Genomic DNA, 18821 nt, shown 5'->3' on the forward strand with positions numbered 1-18821 from the left:
CGGGGGAAGGAGCGCAGCTTCGAGCACGTCACCGACCGAACATCGCGGCGTAGCCTGGAGAAATTGGCGCTGCAATTTGGGGAATCGGCGCGAAAAGGACCGGTGGTTAAGCCTGCAGCAATGCTCGTAGAAGGCTTGGAAAGTTCTCGCCGAGGATTTCGGCAAATCTCGTTGTGTCACAGCTCTAAATCGAGCGCCTCTCAGTCCATGCCGGCCGCACTTCTCGGGCAGCCGCCGGCGAGGGCTTCGCTTCGAGCCTGTGGGTGTTAGGCTCGACCGGGACGAACTCAATGAAAGGAGGCGCGGGCCTCTACGCTTCTCATGCCCTGGCGGCGTGCGCAGGCGGGGCCGGGACCTCGCATGTAGTACCGCTCGGGCCTGTAGGTCGGCGCGATGAATTCGCGGATTGCGAACGCGCAGGTCGTGATGCGTGCCCAGATTGTCATCTTCTTCTTCCCTGTCCCTCGGATGTCCCGTCCGATTGGAGAGACATCCTACCCCGGCTGCGGTGAATCCTCGGTGAATGACATCGTAAATTCGGGTCGAAGCCGTGGCCGATTGTGTTCCGAAAAGCGGAAAACTGCGCGTTTTTTGACGGCAGGCTCCCGCTTTTGCAGGTGTGTGATCGTGAAGCCACAACGTATCGTGCCGATGCCGTCCGCTCCCAGGTCTGGTTACTGAAGCCGAGCGCGCTGCAACAAAAGCATAACGGTTCGGAACCGTGCCATCATCCCGACGTTGGGCACACAGACGGGCGCAAGCGGCCCGGCAGTCGCCGCTTGCGCCCGCAGCCGAATTTCAAGACCAACGCCAGCAAGGAAGGGATTTAGCCATGGGCTTTTTTTCCAAGGACATCCAGACGCTTGACGACCTCTTCGTGCATACGCTGCGTGACATCTATTATGCCGAGAAGCAGATCGAGCAGGCGCTGCCGAAGATGATCGACAAGGCGACCAACCCGCAGCTCAAGGCCGGGTTCGAGCAGCATCTGCGCGAGACCACGAACCACATTGCCCGGCTCGAGAGGGTTTTCCAGATGCACGGCGTCGCGGCGAAGGAAGTGCACTGCCCGGCCATCGATGGCATCATCGAGGAGGCCAACGACCTCGCCGGCGACATCGCCGACAAGAATGTGCTGGATGCTGGCCTGATCGCCGCCGCACAGGCGGTCGAGCACTACGAGATCACCCGCTACGGCACGCTCGCTGCCTGGGCGAAGGAACTCGGGCGCGCCGATTGCGCCGCGATTCTCGCCGAGAACCTGCGCGAGGAGGAAGCGACCGACCGCAAGCTCAGCCAGATGGCGGAGAGCAGGGTCAACATGCAGGCGAAGACCGCAATGTAAACGGCACTCGTTGCCAAAAAGCTATCGAGAGGCCGGTGCCTGGGCGCCGGCCTTCTTGCGTTTGTGCGCTGCTGGAAAAAGCTTGCTGCTCACGCACTACCGATCAGGACGCCTGCGGCCAGCACCAGCCCGCCTCCCAGAACCACCTGAAAGGCCGCCCGCAGGAATGGCGTTTCCATGAAGCGGTTCTGGATGAAGGCGATCGCCCAGAGCTCCACGAAGACGAGCGCAGCCGCGACCGCTGTCGCCGTCCAGAAATGGGGGATGAGATAGGGCAGGGTGTGCCCCAGCCCGCCGATCGTGGTCATGATGCCGGAGGAAAATCCGCGCGCCACCGGCGAGCCCCGGCCGGAGAGTTTTCCGTCGTCATGAGCGGCCTCGGTGAAGCCCATGGATATGCCTGCGCCGACCGAGGCCGAGAGGCCGACGAGGAAGGTCTGCCACGTGTCGCCTGTCGCGAAGGCGGCGGCGAAGATCGGCGCCAGAGTGGACACCGAGCCGTCCATGAGGCCGGCGAGCCCAGGTTGCACATAGGTCAAGATGAACTGGCGACGCTCGTCGGCGTGTTCCTGCGCGCGCACATCTTCGGGCAGGTGCTTCTCCCCGAGACGCCGGGCGAGCGACTCGTGCCCTTTCTCGGCCGCAGCGAGGTCGCCGAGCAGCTTGCGTGTCCCGGCGTCCTCGGTGCGCTTGGCTGCTTCCTCGTAGAAGCGCCGCGCCTGCTCCTCCATCCGCTCGGCCTGTACGCGCACCTTCTCAAGGCCCAGCGGCCTCACCAGCCAGTCGGGCTTACGCTCGTAATAGCCGCGCACGTGCTCGCGCCGGATCAGCGGGATGCGTTCGCCGAAGCGCCTTCTATGCAACTCGATGAGCGAAGCCCGGTGGCGGTCCTCCTCCTTGGCCATCTCTTCGAATACGGCAGCGGAACTCGGATAGGCGTCCAGCAAGCCGTCTGCATAAGCGCGATAGATGCGGGCGTCATCCTCCTCGGACGAGATCGCCAGCGCCAGCACCTCCTGCTCGCTGAGCGAGTCGAAGGAGCGGCGACCGAAACCGAGGACACGTGCGAGCATGAGCTTCTCCAGTTTAGAATTATTCCAAACTAAGGATTGCCGGAAGCAGCGTCAAGAAAGGGCCGGAGGGGCCAGAGGGCCATGGGATATCAGCCGAGGAAATCCGCTCGCGCCGGCGTGAAGGAGTCGATCAGGCGGCCGCGCTCCAGCGCCTTCACCCCATGCACGACGTTCGACGGAACGATGAAGCTGGCGCCGACCGAAAGGGTCTCGGTGCTGTCGCCGATCGTCACCTCGAAACGGCCCTCGGCGACATAGCTCGCCTGCACATGCGGATGCGAATGGAGCCAGCCGACGCCGCCCTCCTCGAACGCGAATTCCACCATCATGAGTTCGGCCGTGTGCACGATGACGCGACGCCGGTTGCCGTCCGGGGTGGCTAGCCACTCGCCTTCCTCGCGGCGTGCAAAGAGTTTTGTATCGGGCATCGCCAGCACCTCGTCTCCCCAGCAACCGCCGTCGGCGTTTCCGGTTGCTCGCCGGCATCATACAGGTGATCTGTCTATTCCGTCACGCGCGCCGAGACCTCAATCTCGGGCGCCCCTGAGGTCGCCTCGAACCATTGCCAATCCGGGCAGTCAGCGAACGGCCGTTGCTGCGCCTGCTCCTGCAGTCCACGAAGCCAGGAACCACAACCACGCCCGCGGCTGACCCGGCCGGCTCGTTGAAGTCGTCGGCTCCGGCGCATAGATGACGTCATAGGCGGTCAATGATTGCGCCAGGGCTGTCGTACCGCCAGAATTTCGGCTATCTGAGGCGGCCCGCGCATGACTGTGCGCCTCCGCGACCCGCGACATTTGGACGACCGGCTGGCCCTTCGGGAGGGACGGCGGACAGGAAGACAGGAAAGCCCGATGCCAGCCTATCGCTCTCGCACCACGACCCATGGCCGCAACATGGCCGGCGCCCGCGGCCTCTGGCGCGCCACCGGCATGAAGGACAGCGATTTCGGCAAGCCGATCATCGCGGTGGTGAACTCGTTCACGCAGTTCGTGCCGGGGCACGTGCATTTGAAGGACCTCGGCCAACTGGTCGCGCGCGAGATCGAGGCGGCGGGCGGTGTGGCCAAGGAGTTCAACACCATCGCCGTCGACGATGGTATCGCGATGGGCCATGACGGCATGCTCTATTCGCTGCCGTCGCGCGAGATCATCGCGGACTCGGTCGAGTACATGGTGAACGCGCACTGCGCCGACGCCATGGTCTGCATCTCCAACTGCGACAAGATCACGCCCGGCATGCTGATGGCCGCGATGCGCCTCAACATCCCCGCGGTCTTCGTCTCCGGCGGCCCGATGGAAGCCGGCAAGGTCGTACTGCAGGGCAAGGAGCAGGCGCTCGACCTGGTCGACGCGATGGTCGCGGCTGCGGACGATCGGATTTCGGACGAGGACGTGAAGGTCATCGAGCGCTCCGCATGCCCGACCTGCGGGTCATGCTCGGGCATGTTCACCGCCAACTCGATGAACTGCCTGACCGAGGCGCTCGGCCTCTCCCTGCCCGGCAATGGTTCCACGCTGGCGACCCATGGCGACCGCAAGCGGCTGTTCGTCGAGGCGGGGCATCTCGTGGTTGACCTCTGCCAGCGCTACTACGAGCAGGACGACGAGAGCGTCCTGCCGCGCTCGGTCGCGAATAGGAAGGCGTTTGAGAACGCGATGGCGCTCGACATTGCGATGGGCGGCTCGACTAACACGGTGCTGCACATCCTCGCGGCCGCGCATGAGGGCGATATCGATTTCGACATGGACGACATCGACGCGCTGTCGCGGCGCGTGCCGGTGCTGTGCAAAGTCGCGCCGGCCAAGAACGACGTCCACATGGAAGACGTGCACCGCGCCGGTGGCATCATGGCGATCCTCGGCCAGCTCGACAATGCCGGCCTGATCCACCGCGACAGCCCGACCGTACACAGCGCCACGATCGGCGACGCGATCGATCACTGGGACATCTCGCGCACCACCAGCACGAAGGTCCGCGATCTCTTCCTCGCCGCGCCGGGCGGCGTACCGACGCAGGTCGCCTTCAGCCAGAACCGGCGCTGGGACGATCTCGACACCGACCGCGAAAACGGCGTGATCCGTTCGGCGGAGCACCCGTTCTCCAAGGACGGCGGCCTCGCCGTGCTGAAGGGCAACATCGCTCTCGACGGTTGCGTGGTGAAGACGGCCGGCGTCGACGAGTCGATCCTGAAGTTCACTGGTCCGGCGCGGGTCTATGAGAGCCAGGACGCGGCGGTGAAGGGGATCCTCGGCAATGAGGTGAAGGCGGGCGACGTCGTCGTCATCCGCTACGAGGGCCCGAAGGGCGGGCCCGGCATGCAGGAGATGCTCTATCCGACCAGCTACCTGAAGTCGAAGGGCCTCGGAAAGGCCTGTGCGCTGCTGACCGACGGACGCTTTTCCGGCGGCACTTCTGGACTGTCCATCGGCCATGTCTCGCCCGAGGCCGCGACCGGCGGCGCCATCGGGCTGGTGCGACAGGGCGACATGATCGAGATCGACATCCCGAAGCGCACCATCAACCTGCTCGTCCCCGACGAGGAATTGTTGGCCCGTCGTGCCGAGCAGGATGTGCTCGGCTGGAGGCCGGCCGAAAAGCGCAAGCGCAACGTGACCACCGCCTTGCGCGCCTATGCGGCGTTCGCAACCAGCGCCGACAAGGGCGCGGTGCGACACGTGCCGGAGTAAGAAGGCGCGGCGGACAGTCCTTCAGGACTCGAAAGTTCCTCTCCGCCTCCAACTCGACAAGCTCGGGATCTGCACCTCTCCCCAAGCGGGGGAGGAAGTGTGCCCTGCGCCGCGCCCGGCGCTTTCTCGTCCCCCTCAGGGGGAGACGGGCCGATCCCGAGCTTGTCGAGGGGGAAGGGGAGAGGGGATACGCCCAAACTTGAATTTGTTGCGCTGGGATTGATGGAACTCAGCTTTAGAAGCTCGCTCGCTCGAATCCTCGCCGAGACGGTGAAGTATGGCGTCGAGCTCGCAGCTACTTTCCTGAACTTGTCATTGCTGATCCTTGGAGCTTCCCCCGCGCGTTATCGGCAGGAAGAACATAGTCGTATTTGATGTGGCAAATGTAGCGGATGGTCTCGATTTCAGCTCCATGCATCAATAGCCGGCCGGAATAGTGAAAGCGCAACCAAAACGTTTGTCTTGGAAACGTCTCGCGCCTACTCCAATAGGTGCGGTGGTCGTCTGGTCGCAGGCGCGATTGCATTAACCGTGCAATCACATTCTCGCCAAGTTTTCCGGCCTTCAATTAAGAACGAGCGCGAGGTGGGACAAAATGCGCTCGGCGAGAGGTTGTTAACCATAATCGGCCACACTTTGATCAGCCGGCGCTTTGCCGGTCGGACTTTTCGCAGCTGCGCTCCGCGGGCAACCGTCAAAGCTGCCGTCTGGAGTGCAGGCCGAAACACGTGGTGGCGTTCATGAGTAAACGATTTCCCACGCGCCGAGGCGCAAGATCTTCGGGCGGCATGGCGAGGTTGGCCGGTCGGGTCGCCGTTCCGACCATTGCTGCGGGGTTGGCGCTTTGGGGCGTGGCCGTGACAGCCGATCTCGCCTTCAGATACGCGGCCGCCCCGCACGAGCCCGCCTTTTCTCTGCTCGCTTCGACTCCTGCCGCAGCCTTTCCAACGCGGGCGCTGCAAACGAGTTCCAACAAAGCTGCCGCATCGGACGTAACAGCCAACAAGGATGCGCGGCTCGCCTCGCTTGGCTCGGGCGAGGCCATGACGAGAACGATGTCGGCCGCGCGCCAGGATGAACCGCAGGCCCCGGTCACGGCAGCGAAGACGGCTCGTCTGCCGATGGACAGCAAGATAGCTGCCGCGGGAGCGGAACTCGAAGCGCGCTTTGATCAGGTGGTCCGGCAGGCGTCTCTGTCGTCCGAAAAGCTAGTTAGCATCTTTGCCGAAAAAGGCATGGCGGTTGCCGAGCAGTCTGCGCCCGCCAAGGCCTCCGGCGCAGGCAAGCCGTCCGTCAGCGGCAAGGGAGCCAAGGCGCTGCTGGCAAAGGCCAATGCTCCTGCCCCAGCGCGCTTCTCCGCGCATCCCCAAACAGCTTACCTGGGAACGATGCTGGCCTATGCCGAGCCCTCGGCGGCCGCCGAATCCGGCGCCTTGGCGGCGCTGTCGGACGCGATCGCGCCGGTTCCGGGCGGGCTGGCGCCCTACGGTGTGGGAACTGAGCTTCCCGGCGATGCGGCGCTCCTGCCCGACTACGAGACCACGCCCGACGAGACGCCGCTGCCGCTCGGCAAACCGAAGGCGAAGCCGGCCGAACAGGCCGAGCGCACACGCGATGAGGAGACAGAGAAACCCGCGCGCGAGCGTACGCGAAGCGCGGATGCGGACAAGCCTTCGCGCCAGCCCGCCAGCCCCGTGCTTCGCTCTGAGCGGCAGAGCGAGCCGGACCAACCGATCATGCGTTCGGAGCGTCAGCTCGCCTTCGCGCGTCCTGACAATCCGGCCGAGAAGAACTCGGGCGGCGGGTTGCTGGACCGGATGTTCGGGAACCGGCCGAAGGCAGGCAAGGGCGTGGCCGTCTACGATATCAGCGCGGCAAGGGTGTACATGCCCGACGGCACCGTGCTCGAGGCGCATTCCGGCATCGGTCATATGGCCGACAATCCGAAATATGTGCATGTGAAGATGAACGGGCCGACGCCTCCCCACACCTACAACCTGCAGATGCGAGAAAAACGCTTCCACGGCGTCGAGGCGATCCGGATGCTGCCGGCCGATGGCCGCAACAAGCATGGCCGCGACGGTTTTCTTACCCACAGCTACCTGCTGCGGGGCGGGCGTGCCGAGTCGCATGGATGCGTCGCCTTCAAGGATTACAACAAGTTCCTCAACGCCTTCAAACAAGGCAAGGTGAAGCAACTGGTGGTCGTGCCCGGCGGCGGCAGGGCGGTGATGACGGCGAAGAACGGGCGCGACGCGTAGCGTCTTAGGAGCCCATTCGGTCCCTACCAGTTGCCGCGCCGCCTATGGCACGCCCGCGTTCCATGCTCTACCTTTTCAACGAATTCGAAGGAGGCAGTTCATGGACGAACCTGGCGGATGGCGGCACATGGGCACGGCGCCGAAGGACGGCAGCCGCATCCTTGTGACGGTAAGGTCGTCCGAGCAGGGTCCGGCTGAGGTCGACTTGGCCTACTGGGCGCGCGCCGACCAGTTCGGCATCGAAGGCTGGCGGGCGGTCGACTCCCATCCGGGGCAGGTCATCGCCTATGCCGAACCCGAGCTGAAATGCTGGATGCCGCTGCCGAAGGCCGACGCCGGCGAAAGTGCGGCCGCGGAGATGCCGGCGCCATGGCAGGGAATCGACGCGGAAGAACTCTACGGATCGGGCATTTAGCAGAACTATAGTCCCCGAACGCTGGCAGAATCAGGTTCTGCCCCAAGCAGCCGGGTGAACTGTCACAATCCCGTCTTGGCGGATCGGCAGTAGAGGGCTATCTGCTGCCAGGCCCCTGGCCGGCTTAGCCGGCCCAATCGGAATCAAGTTCCGGCTAGGACTTCGACATGACGGACGCTGCGGCGACGGCGGGACGCTCTCCTTCTGCCCAGAACACGGTCTATGCGATCATTCTGGCGGTGAGCTTCTGCCATATGCTCAACGACATCATGCAGTCGTTGCTGGCGGCGATCTACCCGATGCTGAAGAGCGACTTCGGGCTCGATTTCTGGCAGATCGGTCTGCTGACGCTCGCCTTCCAGGTCACCGCTTCGCTGCTGCAGCCGCTGGTCGGCATCGTCACCGACAAGCGGCCGATGCCCTATTCGCTGACGGTCGGCATGGGCTCGTCGATGATCGGCCTGATGCTGCTTGCGACCGCCCACACCTACTGGATGCTGGTCGTAGGCGCGTGCTTCATCGGCGTCGGTTCGTCGATCTTCCATCCAGAATCCTCGCGCGTGGCGCGTCTGGCTTCGGGCGGCCGATACGGTCTTGCGCAGTCGCTGTTCCAGGTGGGCGGCAATTTCGGCCAGTCGCTCGGGCCGCTGCTTGCTGCTTTCATCGTGGTCCCGCTGGGGCAGGGGAGCGTCGGGTGGTTCTCGGCCGCCGCGCTGCTCGGCATGGTGATCCTCTGGCAGGTCGGGAACTGGTACAGCAACCTGCGCCGCAACGCGCCCAAGCGCTCCGCAGCGCCGATGTCGCTCAACCTGCCGCGCCAAAAAGTGGTGATCGCGCTGGTGGTGCTGGCCATTCTCACCTTCAGCAAGAACATTTATACCGCAAGCATCGCCAGCTATTACACTTTCTATGTGATCGAGCGCTTCGATGTGTCCGTCCAGACGTCGCAGTACCTGCTGTTCGTATTCCTTGGCGCGGCAGCGCTCGGCACCGTGGTCGGAGGACCCATCGGCGACCGCTTCGGCGCGAAATTCGTGATCTGGTTCTCGATCCTCGGCGTGCTGCCGTTCACGCTGATCATGCCCTACGCCAATCTGTTCTGGACGATCGTCCTGTCGGGCGTGATCGGGCTGGTGCTGGCCTCGGCCTTCCCCGCGATCGTGGTCTTCGCGCAGGAATTGGTGCCCGGCCGGGTCGGCATGGTCGCCGGCATCTTCTTCGGCTTCGCCTTCGGCATGGGCGGCATCGCCGCCGCGGTGCTGGGCGTCGTGGCCGACTCCAAGGGGATCGAGTATGTCTACTGGATCTGCTCGTTCCTGCCGCTGCTCGGGCTGCTCACCATCTTCTTGCCGAGCGCAAAGGAACTGCACGCAAGGGCAGGGTAGGGCGACGTCGCGTGCTCGCCTTGTACCCCCACCACTAACCCTCCCAAGGGGGAAAGGGGACCGGTTCCCGCCGCCCTTGCAGCCAATCATCGAATATCGGCGCGGGACAGCCGCGCCGCCAAGTTCCCTCCCCCTTGTGGGGAGGGGTTAGGGGTGGGGGTGCTTACATCCATATGAGATAGTCAATGCACTCGCCTCTGAGAGCGGGTGAGGGGGCAGATGGTCCTCACACCATTGGTGAAGGGCCGTGCCGCCCGCTTCAGATCGTCTTGCTGATGAAGTCGAAGAATCGCAGCGTCTGCTGGTCGAGTGCATCATCGGCCGGCAGGTCCTGCGAGGAAAAGCGGACGATGACAACCTCCCGAGAGGGATCGACGTAGAGCCACTGGCCGTGGATGCCGATGGCCATGAAGGCGCCGTTGTCGAGGCCCGACTGGTACCACTTGTTGCGGTAGCTGCCGTCCTTCAGCAGGGTGTGGAAGTCACCCGCCTTCCAGGCGGCCTTGTCTCCGCCACGGAGCGTGTCGCGGACCCAGCGTTCCGACACGATGGCGCGGCTGCCTGCCATGCCGCCATTGCGCATCATCTCGCCGATGCGGGCAAGATCGCGCGCGGTCATCGAAACGCCGCCGGCAGCGCGCGCAACGCCTTCCCGATCGACCGTCACGTTGCAGCGGCCATGTCCGCGCAGGGGCGTCCAGAGCTTTTCCCGGAAGAGATCGGCATAGCGCTGGCCTGAGGCGCGCTCGACGATGATGCCCAGCAGGTCGGACAGCGGCGAGTAGTAGCGGAAGGGCCCGCCATGTGGTCCTTCGCCCCTCGGCAGCGACAGGATGACCTCGCGAAGACTCTCCTGCCCTTCTTCGGGCCGGATCGGGTTCCACAGCATCGCGCGGCGATAGCGGGCGAAGTCGCTGTCTGGATCGAGGTAGGCCTCGACGAAATCGAGGCTGAACCGCATGTCGAGAACCTGCTGGACCGTGGCGTCGGCATAGGCCGTGCCTGCCGCCTCGGGGATGTAGCGGGTCACGAGTTGTTCGGGGTCAAGCAGCCCCTCGTCCTGCAGCACGCCCGCAAGAATCGCGGTGAGTGACTTGCTGATCGAGAAGATGATGTGAGGGGCCGCCGGATCCGCGGTCGGTGCCACATATTCCCCGACGAACTGCCCGGACTTCATCAAGAGCAATATGTCCGTATTCGAGCGGTTCAGGAATTCCGCCACGCTCTCCTGCCCGACGCCGACATTGACCGAGCGGCCGAGCAGCGGCTTCAGATCCTCGATCGTCTCCTCTTCGATCGTGATGCCGGTCGACATATCGGCCGACGGCACCATTTCGGAGACGTTCTGGAAGGACCAGGAGGAGTAGGGGCGCGTGCGCCAGTTGCCCAGCGTCACCTCGCTGCGGTCGAAGGCGTAGCGGTTCTTGAAAGCTGATTGGATCAATTCGGTATGCTCGTCGTGACTGGTTCAGGCGCCGCCAAACTCCGCCGCGATGGCGTGGATGGCGACCAGCGTGGCCTTCGAGAAGGCGATGTTGGAAAAATCCGGATAGGACGAGAGTTTCACCACCACCATATTGTGGTCGAAGCTGATGTAGATCAGCTGGCCGAACACACCGCGTGCCATCAGCGTGCGCGAGCGCTGGTCCTCGATCCAGAACTGGTTTTTGTAGGATCCCTGCGGGAAGCTAGGGTTATAGACCTGGTCGTACTTTCCGTTGCGGGTGGCCTCGATCCAGGCGGCGGGAACAATGCCGCGGCCGCCGTCAAGGATCAACTGGCCGAAGCGGCCATAGTCCCGCAGCGTCGCATTGAATCCGCCGTCCGCCACCGACGTACCGGCGGTGTCGACGGTAAAGCAGGCGCTCTCCTCCGCTCCGATCTTCTGCCAGAGCTCTTCGGAGACGATTTCGGAAAGGCGCTTGCCGGTGACGCGCTCGATCACGAAGCCGAGCACGTCCGTCTCGATCGAGCGATACACGAAGCTCTCGCCGTGCGGGCGCACCTTGTCGCGCAATCCGAGGATCACTTCCCACATGTTCGCCGGCCAGCGGTAATCCGGATCGCTGCTCTCAGGCGGCGGCTTCCAGCCGCACGCAACGTCGACTTTGCCGATATCGGATTGGGGGTTCTCGTAGGTCTCGTCGAAACGGACCCCGGTGGTCATGTCGAGCACCTGCTGAAGGGTCGCCCCCTGCCAGCCTGTGGCCTCGAGTTCGGGCAGGTAGTCGGTGACCGGCGCAGTAGGGTCGACCACGCCGCGGCCGGCCAGGATGCCGAATGTGGTGCCGACGATCGATTTTGCAACGGATTGCGACAGATGCAGCGTCCGCTCGGTCATCCCGTTGAAGTAACGCCCGAAGACGAGTTCGCCGTTCTTAAGGACCAGGAAGCCATCGGTATAGGTGTCGTCGAGATGCTGGGCGAGGGTGGTCCGGCCCGCCTCGGTATCGAACTCCAGGCCCTCGAGGTCGCGCTCGGCGCGCTTGAAATGCTGGCGGTGACCGTGGCCACGCCACACCTCCACGGTCGGCACGATCTCGCGGATATGCTGGAAGGCCCAGCGGTTCCAGGGGGCTCTATCCCAGTCCTGCCGCGGCACGATGAGCTTTGGCGGCGACCCCTGCATGATCGGCGGTCGCGGTTCGGAATTGCGATAGGGTGTCATCGAAGCCTGCCATAAGGGCCGGCGGCAATGCCGCCGGCCGCTATCGTCTTGTTACTTCTGTACGTCGGTCCAGATTCGCGAGTAGAGGCTGAGGACCTCCGGCGAACAGGATTCGAGGAACTCGCCGGCCTTCTCGAACTCGGCGGGGATGACGAGTTCCGGCGCTGTCTTCATCTCCTCCGGCATAAAGTTCTCCGAACCTTTGATGCCGTTGGCGTATTTGGCGAAAGCGGAGAGCATCGCCGCATTCTCCGGATCCATGATGAAGTTCATGAACAACTTGGCGTTTTCGACGTTCTTGGCATCCTTGAGGATTGCCACGCTGTCCATGAAGAGCGGATAGCCTTCCTTGGGGTAGCCGATCTTGATGTCCGGATTGGCCAGGCGCGAACGCATGATGGCGCCGTTCCAGTAGTAGACCCCGGAATAATCGCCGGCGGGAAGCTTCTCGGTGACGCTGTAGTCCATCGCCAGCCATTTCGTCTTGGCCTCGACGAGCTTGTCTCGCACCTTCTTCAGGAGCTCCTTGTCGTCCGTGCACCAGTTGCCGCCGAAGTATTTGATGGTGGCAAAGAGGACGTCGTTCATCTCCGGAGCGACGTTGATCTTGCCGACAAGCTCGGCCGGCGGATCGAGGAAGAGAGCCGACGTGTTGATGTCGCCGCTATAGACCTTCGAATTGACGGCAGTCCCGGTGTATCCCCACTGCCATGGAACGGTGTAGTGGCGGCCCGGATCCCACGGCACGTCGACCCAGCGCGGATCCACGTTCTTGAAGTTCTCCATCTGGTCGGGACGCGCCTCCAGAAGCAGATCCTCCTTGACCCAGATCGGCACGTAATTGGCGGAAGGAACGACGATGTCGAAGCCATGGCCGCCGGCGCGCACCTTGGCGAGCGCGGTGTCGTTGGAGTCGTAGTCCGTTATCGTGACCTTGACGTTGTGGGTCTGCTCGAACTTCTTGATCATCTCGGGGCTGGTGTAGTCGCCCCAGTTGTAGATGTTGAGCTCGCCATCCGCGTGCGCCGCGCCGGCGAAGGCGACTAGCGCCAGTGCTGCCGTGGCAGCCTTCAGTTTCCCTCTCATGGTGTTCTCCTTTGGTTTGCTAGCCGAAGGCTATGCCTTGCGGCGGTTTATGAAGAAGAAGGCGGTAACGAGGACGACGGAAAAGAGCAGGAACACCGTCGCTATGGCATTGACCTCCGGGCTCGTGGCGCGTCGAAGTTGGCCAAGCATATAGGTCGGTAGAGTGTCCTGCCCGCCCGACTTCACGAATTCGGTGATGACCACGTCGTCCAGGGAGATGACGAAAGCGAGCATGAAGCCAGCGATTATGCCTGGCCGCAGCAGCGGCAGCGTCACGTGACGGAAAGCCTTCCACGGCGTTGCATAGAGATCGGCCGCTGCACGCTCCAGAGTGAGGTCCATGCTCTCCAGCCGCGCGCGGATCGGGAGATAGGCGAACGGGATGCAGAAGGCCGCGTGCGCGGCGATTAGATAGCCCAGGCCGGAATAGCCGGTCCAAACCTTGATCCTCGAGAAGACGATGAGTAGGGCGACGGCCGTCACGATCTCAGGGACCATCAGCGGCTGGTTGATGAAGGCGTATTTGAAGGTGAGGCCCGGATAGGGCTTCGTTCGTGTGGTGGCGATGGCAGCCATCGTAGCCGCCACAGTCGCGATGAGTGCGGCGCACACGGCAATCAAGGCCGATCGCATAGCCGCTTCCTGCACGCGCTCGTTGCTGGCGGCCGAGTAGAACCAGCGAAGCGACACGCCCTCCCAGATCGCCATCGAGCTGCCTGCATTGAAGGCGTAGACGACGAGTGCTGCGATCGGCAGGTAGAGCATGAAAAAGGTCAGGAGCGCGACGAAAGTGAAGCCCGGCTGACTGCGCAGATCGAAGCTGCGGCGCTTAGACATTCTGCGCTCCCGAACGAGCCTCGTTGCGCACGTAGACGAGCAGCGCCAGCATCACGATTGCCATCAGTGTAATAGAGATGGCTGCACCGAGCGGCCAATTGCGGCCAGCTCCGAACTGCAACTCGATCAGATTGCCAAGCATCATGTTCTTGCCGCCGCCCAGCACGCGCGGGATGACATAGGCACCGAGAGACGGGATGAAGACCAGGATGGATCCGGCAATAACGCCCGGGCGGACCAGGGGAATGATGATGCGCCAGAGTACCCGAAGCCTGGTCGCGTAAAGGTCGTAGCCGGCCTCCACCAGGTTGAAGTCCAGCTTCTCCATGCTTGCGTAAAGCGGCAGCACCATCAGCGGCAGGTAAACATAGACCATGCCAAAAAGGATGGCCGCATCGGTGTACATGAGCTGTATGGGCTGGTCGATCAGCCCGAGCCACATCATCAGCGTGTTGAGGATGCCCTCGTTTCGGATCACCTCCTGCATGGCGAAGGTGCGTATCAGCAGGTTCGTCCAGAACGGGATGGTGATCAGGAAGACCCAGACCTCGCGCGTTCTCGCCGGGCGCGTGGCGATGAAATATGCGGTCGGAAATCCGAACGCGAGCGCAAGCATGGTGGTGATCAGCGATAGCTTCACCGACCGCCAGAAGATCGACAGATGCGCGTCAGCCAGGCCGACCGTGTCGTCGAAGATGTCGCGCTGGAAGAAGACGGAAAACCAGCCGTCCAGCGAGAACTCGCCGGGCTTCACGTCCCCATAGTCGCCTTTCACCATGAATGAATAGGCGAGCATTACGAAGAGAGGCCCGACGGCAGCAAAGAAGATGACCAGCAGCGCTGGCGCGGACAGCAGCCAGCGAGAGCGAACGTCGGCGCGCTCTGCTCTTTTCGCGACTTCGGAGGCGGTGTCCAATCTCAGTCCCTCAAGACCTGCGCGGCGTCGGCCGGGATGAGAATGCCGACCCGGCTGCCGGCCTCACGATGGTCGGCGTGGCCGCGGGCGTTCTGCCGCCGCACGATGAACGGCTCGCCTGTGTCGAGCTTCAGGTGGAAGTGCGTGTCGGTCCCGAGATAGACCACGTTCTCGATCGTCCCGGCGAGCGGCGCTCCGTTGGCAGCGGCGGCGAACTGCGCATGCTCGGGTCTGACGACGACGGTCACGTCGCCGGCGGGCGATGCGTTCTGGGGCAGCGAAGCCGAGATCTCGGCGCCCGATGTCAGCCGCACGGTGGCATGGTCATCCTGCTTCGAAACCATCGTTGCCGGCAGGAAATTGCTCTCGCCGATGAAGTCGGCGACGAACCGCTCGGCGGGTCGGTCGTAGATGTCGCGCGGCGACCCGATCTGGAGGATCTTGCCGGCCGACATCACCGCGATGCGGTCCGACATCGTCAGCGCCTCTTCCTGGTCGTGGGTGACGAAGATGAAGGTGATGCCTGTCTCGTTCTGCAGGCGCTTCAGCTCGATCTGCATCTCCTTGCGCAGCTTGTAGTCGAGCGCCGAAAGTGGCTCGTCGAGCAGCAGCACCTTCGGCTGCGGAGCCAGGGCACGAGCGAGCGCAACGCGCTGCTGCTGGCCGCCGGAAATCTGGCTGGTGCGCCGGTTGGCAAGCGCCTCCATGCGCACGAGCTTGAGCATCAGCTCGACACGAGCCTTGATCTCGTTCTTCGGCTTGCCGAGCATCTCCAGCCCGAAGCCGATGTTCTGCGCGACCGTCATGTGCGGGAACAGCGCGTAGCTCTGGAAGACGGTGTTCACCGGCCGACGGTAGGGCGGCAGCGGCGCGATGTCCTCGCCATAAAGGAAGATCTCGCCTTCGCTCGGGAAATCGAAGCCGGCGATCAGGCGCAGCAGCGTGGTTTTCCCGCAGCCGGAGGGGCCGAGCAGCGTGAAGAACTCGTTCTCCCGGATGGCTACGGAGACCCGGTCCAGCGCAGCGAATCGCGCATCGCCCGAACCGAAAATTTTGCTGACGTCGCGAACTTCAATCGCGTTCCTACCCGGTTGATCCGGCACGCTTACGCCCCAACTCGTTCTCGTGACTGGCCAAGCCAGCGTTGTTCCCCTGTCGCCGGATTGTCAGCACAAGCGAAAGCGATTGGCAACAGAACCGCGGCGAAAGCTTCTGCGACATTCCCGCCGACGCCTTTTGTCGACCCGGGTGTCTCACTGAGCATAGGTGATTCGCCCGCCGCAGATCGTGGTGACGGGATGGATATCCGCAAGCATTTCCCGCGGTTGTGAGTCGATGTCGCCTGAAAGAACAACGATGTCCGCAAGGTAGCCGGGCTTCAGCATGCCCTTCCTGTGCTCCATGAACTCGGCATACGCGCCGCCGGTCGTGTAGGCAGCGATCGCCTCGTCGAGCGAGAAGCGCTGGTCTGGCAGGCCCTCCTTCCAAGGTTTTCTCAGCATGGCGGCCTTGATGCCACGGATCGGGTCGATCGGCGCCACCGGCCAGTCCGACGCGAAGACGATCCGGGCGCCGGCTTCCTTCAGGGTCCGCACCGGATAGGCATAGGGCCAGCGCGCTTCGCCGATCCGTGACACGGTCGGCTCGAGCGGGAACCCGTCGGCGCCCGGCGGATGGGTCGGCTGCATGGACGCGATCACGCCCAGTTCCCGAAAGCGCGGAAGGTCCGCCGCCGTCGTCACCTCTATGTGCTCGACGCGGTGGCGGCTGTCGCGCTTGCCATTGGCCAGCCGCGCGGCCTCGTAGGCGTCTAGCACGCCGCGCACAGCGCCGTCGCCGATGGAATGCACCGCGACCTGCAGTCCGCGCCGGTCTGCCTCGACCACTGCGGCCTCGAACTGCTCTTTCGTGAAAAGCGCGTCGCCGCGCCAGTCCGGCCGGTCGGCATAGGGCTCGATCATCACGGCGGTCCAGGAGTCCAGCACGCCGTCGAAGAACATCTTCACCATGCCGGAGGAGAGCCACTCCGAACGGTAGCGCGCCGCCATCATCGAGGCCTTCTCGAGCATGTCGAGCGACATGAAGTTCTTGAAGTGGAACGGGATCTTGGTGCGGCAGAGCAGCCCGCCTGCTTGCTCGATCTCGGACAGAAGCTCCAACTGGTAGAGATTGCCGTCCATGTTCTGGCTGGAGGTGATGCCGTGGCGCGCGCACCATTCGAGGCCGCGCCGGATGGTCTCGCGATCCCTCGCTCGCTGCTCCGGCGTCGGTGCCGGGTCGGGCTCGCCGCCGGTGGAGAGCCCGAGCCTGGCACGTTCCTCGCCCGCAAGCGCCAGCACCGGCCCGAATGCCTCGCCTTCGCGCAGCTCGCCTGCAGCAAGTCCGTCCTCGCCCATGACCACTTCGTTGCCCGGACCGACCTGCCGTCCTTGCAGTATGCCGGCGCGCTCCAGCGCCGCGGTGTTCGCCCAAGCCGTATGGTGGTCCGGCGCGACCAGGACGAGCGGCTGGTCCGCGACGATCCTGTCGAGGTCGTGGCGGGTGACGGCCCGATCGCCCAGGATGGTGTAATCGGCGCCCTGGCCGACGAGCAGCGGCATCTCCGGGCGCGACTTCGCATACTCCCGCACCGCGACTGCGAGAGCATCCGCACCATGCACGCCGGCTAGTTGAAGATGCGCGAGTTCGGCCGCCCCGGAGAAGAGATGCATGTGGCCTTCGATAAAGCCGGGCAGCACGGAACAATCCTGCGCATCGATCAAGCGTGTGCCGGGCCCGCGAAGGTCCTCCACACCTGCGCGGTCGCCGACCGCGACGATCTCGCCGCCGGAAACCGCGAGCGCACTGGCGTTCGGGCGCCGCGGGTCCATGGTCTTGATGCGACCGTTGATGACGATCAGATCGGCGTAACTGCTCATGGGCGCGCTCCTCCGGGCCGGCTTCTCTACTGTAACCTGTACACTGATTGAAGCGCTCTGGTGGCGGTGGCCCGGCCGCCCGCCACAGTTGGCCCAGACCGGGCCGAACTGTGCACATCATCGCATTCCTGGGCTCTTGTGGATCGCGACAGCCTGCGGCTAGGGTGCCGCGCCATTCAAACCAGAGAGACCAATGAAGACGATCTTTTCGCCGCTGCACGCGGGCCATTCGGGGCAGATGGAGCTTGTCGCGGGCGAGATCGTGCCAGGCTTCGAGATGCCGTCACGGGCCGAATATGTCCGGGCGCGGGTCGAGTCGGAGAAGCTCGGCCCGATCTTGCCGCCGGTCGAGCACGACCTTGCCGCGGCAAAGCGCGTGCATGCGGCCGACTATATCGATTTCCTTCCGACCGTCTGGCCTGAATGGGAAAAATCCGGCCGCGGCGGCTCGGCGCTCGGCTACACCTGGCCGACCCGCGGCCTGCGCGCCGACGTGCGCCCGAAGACCATCGACGCGCTCCTCGGCTACTATTCATTCGATGCGGGGGCGCCTTTCGTGAAGGGAACGTGGGACGCCATCAAGTCGTCCTATGACGTGGCGCTCACGGCCGCGGAGCTGGTCAAGGGCGGCGAGCGGTCGGCCTTCGCGCTCTGCCGTCCGCCGGGACACCATGCGGGCGCGGCCTTCATGGGCGGCTACTGCTTCATCAACAATGCCGCCGTGGCGGCGCAGTGGTTTCGCGACCAGGGCGCAAAGAAGGTCTCGATCCTCGACGTCGACTACCACCATGGCAACGGCACGCAGGAGATCTTCTATTCGCGCGCCGACGTCCAGGTGCTCAACCTGCATGGCGACCCGATGTCGGAGTACCCTTTCTTCCTCGGCCATGCCGACGAGCGCGGCGCCGGCGAAGGCGAGGGGTTCAATATCAACTATCCAATGCCGCCCGGCACCTCTTGGGAGCGTTGGAGCGCCTCGCACGAGGACGCCTGCGCCAAGCTCCAGGATTATGGTCCTGACGCCGTGGTCGTCTCGCTCGGCGTCGACACCTTCGAGAAGGACCCGATCAGCCAGTTCAAGCTGAAGACCGAGGACTATCCCAAGATCGGCCGCCGCATCGCCAGGCTCGGTTTGCCGACGCTGTTCGTGATGGAGGGCGGCTATGCGGTCGAGGAGATCGGCATCAATGCCGTCGGCGTGCTGACGGGGTTTGAGGAGGGGTGATT

At 63.9% G+C, this 18821-nt stretch carries 16 protein-coding genes; 6 read left to right on the forward strand and 10 right to left on the reverse strand.

The annotated features are described in order from the left end of the window. Window positions 1-287: 287 nt before the first annotated feature. Window positions 288-446, reverse strand: coding sequence for a hypothetical protein (locus HUI96_RS10840; protein WP_188254670.1), 159 nt, complete (start codon window positions 444-446; stop codon window positions 288-290). Between the two features lie 386 nt (window positions 447-832). Here HUI96_RS10840 and HUI96_RS10845 point away from each other — a divergent pair, with 386 nt between their 5' ends. Then, window positions 833-1345 (forward strand): ferritin-like domain-containing protein, encoded by a 513-nt coding sequence (locus HUI96_RS10845; RefSeq protein ID WP_188254671.1) that lies wholly within the window; start codon window positions 833-835, stop codon window positions 1343-1345. A gap of 89 nt (window positions 1346-1434) precedes the next feature. On the opposite strand, the gene mbfA is transcribed toward HUI96_RS10845, so the two are convergent. Then, window positions 1435-2418, reverse strand: a complete 984-nt coding sequence (gene mbfA, locus HUI96_RS10850; RefSeq protein ID WP_188254672.1) for an iron exporter MbfA — start codon at window positions 2416-2418, stop codon at window positions 1435-1437. An 89-nt stretch (window positions 2419-2507) separates the two neighbouring features. Then, window positions 2508-2846, reverse strand: a complete 339-nt coding sequence (locus tag HUI96_RS10855; protein ID WP_188254673.1) for a cupin domain-containing protein — start codon at window positions 2844-2846, stop codon at window positions 2508-2510. A 426-nt stretch (window positions 2847-3272) separates the two neighbouring features. Here HUI96_RS10855 and ilvD point away from each other — a divergent pair, with 426 nt between their 5' ends. The 4 genes from ilvD to HUI96_RS10875 all read left to right on the forward strand — a co-directional run bounded on the left by ilvD (window position 3273) and on the right by HUI96_RS10875 (window position 9169). Continuing rightward, window positions 3273-5108: a dihydroxy-acid dehydratase gene (ilvD, locus tag HUI96_RS10860; protein ID WP_188254674.1), complete on the forward strand. Its 1836-nt coding sequence runs from the start codon at window positions 3273-3275 to the stop codon at window positions 5106-5108. A gap of 740 nt (window positions 5109-5848) precedes the next feature. Further along, a complete protein-coding gene (locus HUI96_RS10865; RefSeq protein WP_237684078.1) occupies window positions 5849-7369 on the forward strand; it encodes a tlde1 domain-containing protein in 1521 nt (506 codons plus the stop codon). Between the two features lie 100 nt (window positions 7370-7469). After that, window positions 7470-7784: a hypothetical protein gene (locus tag HUI96_RS10870; RefSeq protein ID WP_188254675.1), complete on the forward strand. Its 315-nt coding sequence runs from the start codon at window positions 7470-7472 to the stop codon at window positions 7782-7784. 167 nt (window positions 7785-7951) lie between these two features. After that, on the forward strand, window positions 7952-9169 hold the full coding sequence (locus tag HUI96_RS10875; protein WP_188254676.1) for an MFS transporter: 1218 nt from the start codon (window positions 7952-7954) through the stop codon (window positions 9167-9169). A gap of 259 nt (window positions 9170-9428) precedes the next feature. Here the strand turns inward: HUI96_RS10875 and HUI96_RS10880 are convergent, their stop codons facing one another. From HUI96_RS10880 to HUI96_RS10910, 7 genes are all read right to left on the reverse strand, one after another. Then, window positions 9429-10613, reverse strand: coding sequence for a serine hydrolase domain-containing protein (locus HUI96_RS10880; RefSeq protein ID WP_188254677.1), 1185 nt, complete (start codon window positions 10611-10613; stop codon window positions 9429-9431). A gap of 24 nt (window positions 10614-10637) precedes the next feature. Beyond that, window positions 10638-11837, reverse strand: coding sequence for a serine hydrolase domain-containing protein (locus HUI96_RS10885; protein ID WP_188254678.1), 1200 nt, complete (start codon window positions 11835-11837; stop codon window positions 10638-10640). A 51-nt stretch (window positions 11838-11888) separates the two neighbouring features. Then, complete coding sequence (locus tag HUI96_RS10890; RefSeq protein ID WP_188254679.1) at window positions 11889-12923, reverse strand: extracellular solute-binding protein; 1035 nt, start codon at window positions 12921-12923, stop codon at window positions 11889-11891. Between the two features lie 30 nt (window positions 12924-12953). Beyond that, window positions 12954-13760, reverse strand: a complete 807-nt coding sequence (locus tag HUI96_RS10895) for an ABC transporter permease (protein ID WP_188254680.1) — start codon at window positions 13758-13760, stop codon at window positions 12954-12956. Further along, window positions 13753-14676 carry an ABC transporter permease gene (locus tag HUI96_RS10900; protein WP_188254681.1) on the reverse strand — a complete coding sequence of 308 codons (924 nt, stop codon included), beginning with the start codon at window positions 14674-14676 and terminating at the stop codon, window positions 13753-13755. The genes HUI96_RS10895 and HUI96_RS10900 overlap by 8 nt, the downstream gene beginning before the upstream one ends. A gap of 2 nt (window positions 14677-14678) precedes the next feature. Continuing rightward, a complete protein-coding gene (locus HUI96_RS10905; RefSeq protein ID WP_188254682.1) occupies window positions 14679-15779 on the reverse strand; it encodes a polyamine ABC transporter ATP-binding protein in 1101 nt (366 codons plus the stop codon). Window positions 15780-15929: 150 nt separating this feature from the next. Further along, complete coding sequence (locus tag HUI96_RS10910; protein WP_188254683.1) at window positions 15930-17594, reverse strand: amidohydrolase; 1665 nt, start codon at window positions 17592-17594, stop codon at window positions 15930-15932. Between the two features lie 193 nt (window positions 17595-17787). On the opposite strand from HUI96_RS10910, the gene HUI96_RS10915 reads away from it, so the two are divergent. Further along, window positions 17788-18819, forward strand: coding sequence for a histone deacetylase family protein (locus HUI96_RS10915; protein ID WP_188254684.1), 1032 nt, complete (start codon window positions 17788-17790; stop codon window positions 18817-18819). Window positions 18820-18821 lie beyond the last annotated feature (2 nt).

Source organism: Pseudaminobacter soli (ex Zhang et al. 2022) (assembly GCF_014595955.1).
Lineage (GTDB): Bacteria > Pseudomonadota > Alphaproteobacteria > Rhizobiales > Rhizobiaceae > Kumtagia > Kumtagia pseudosoli.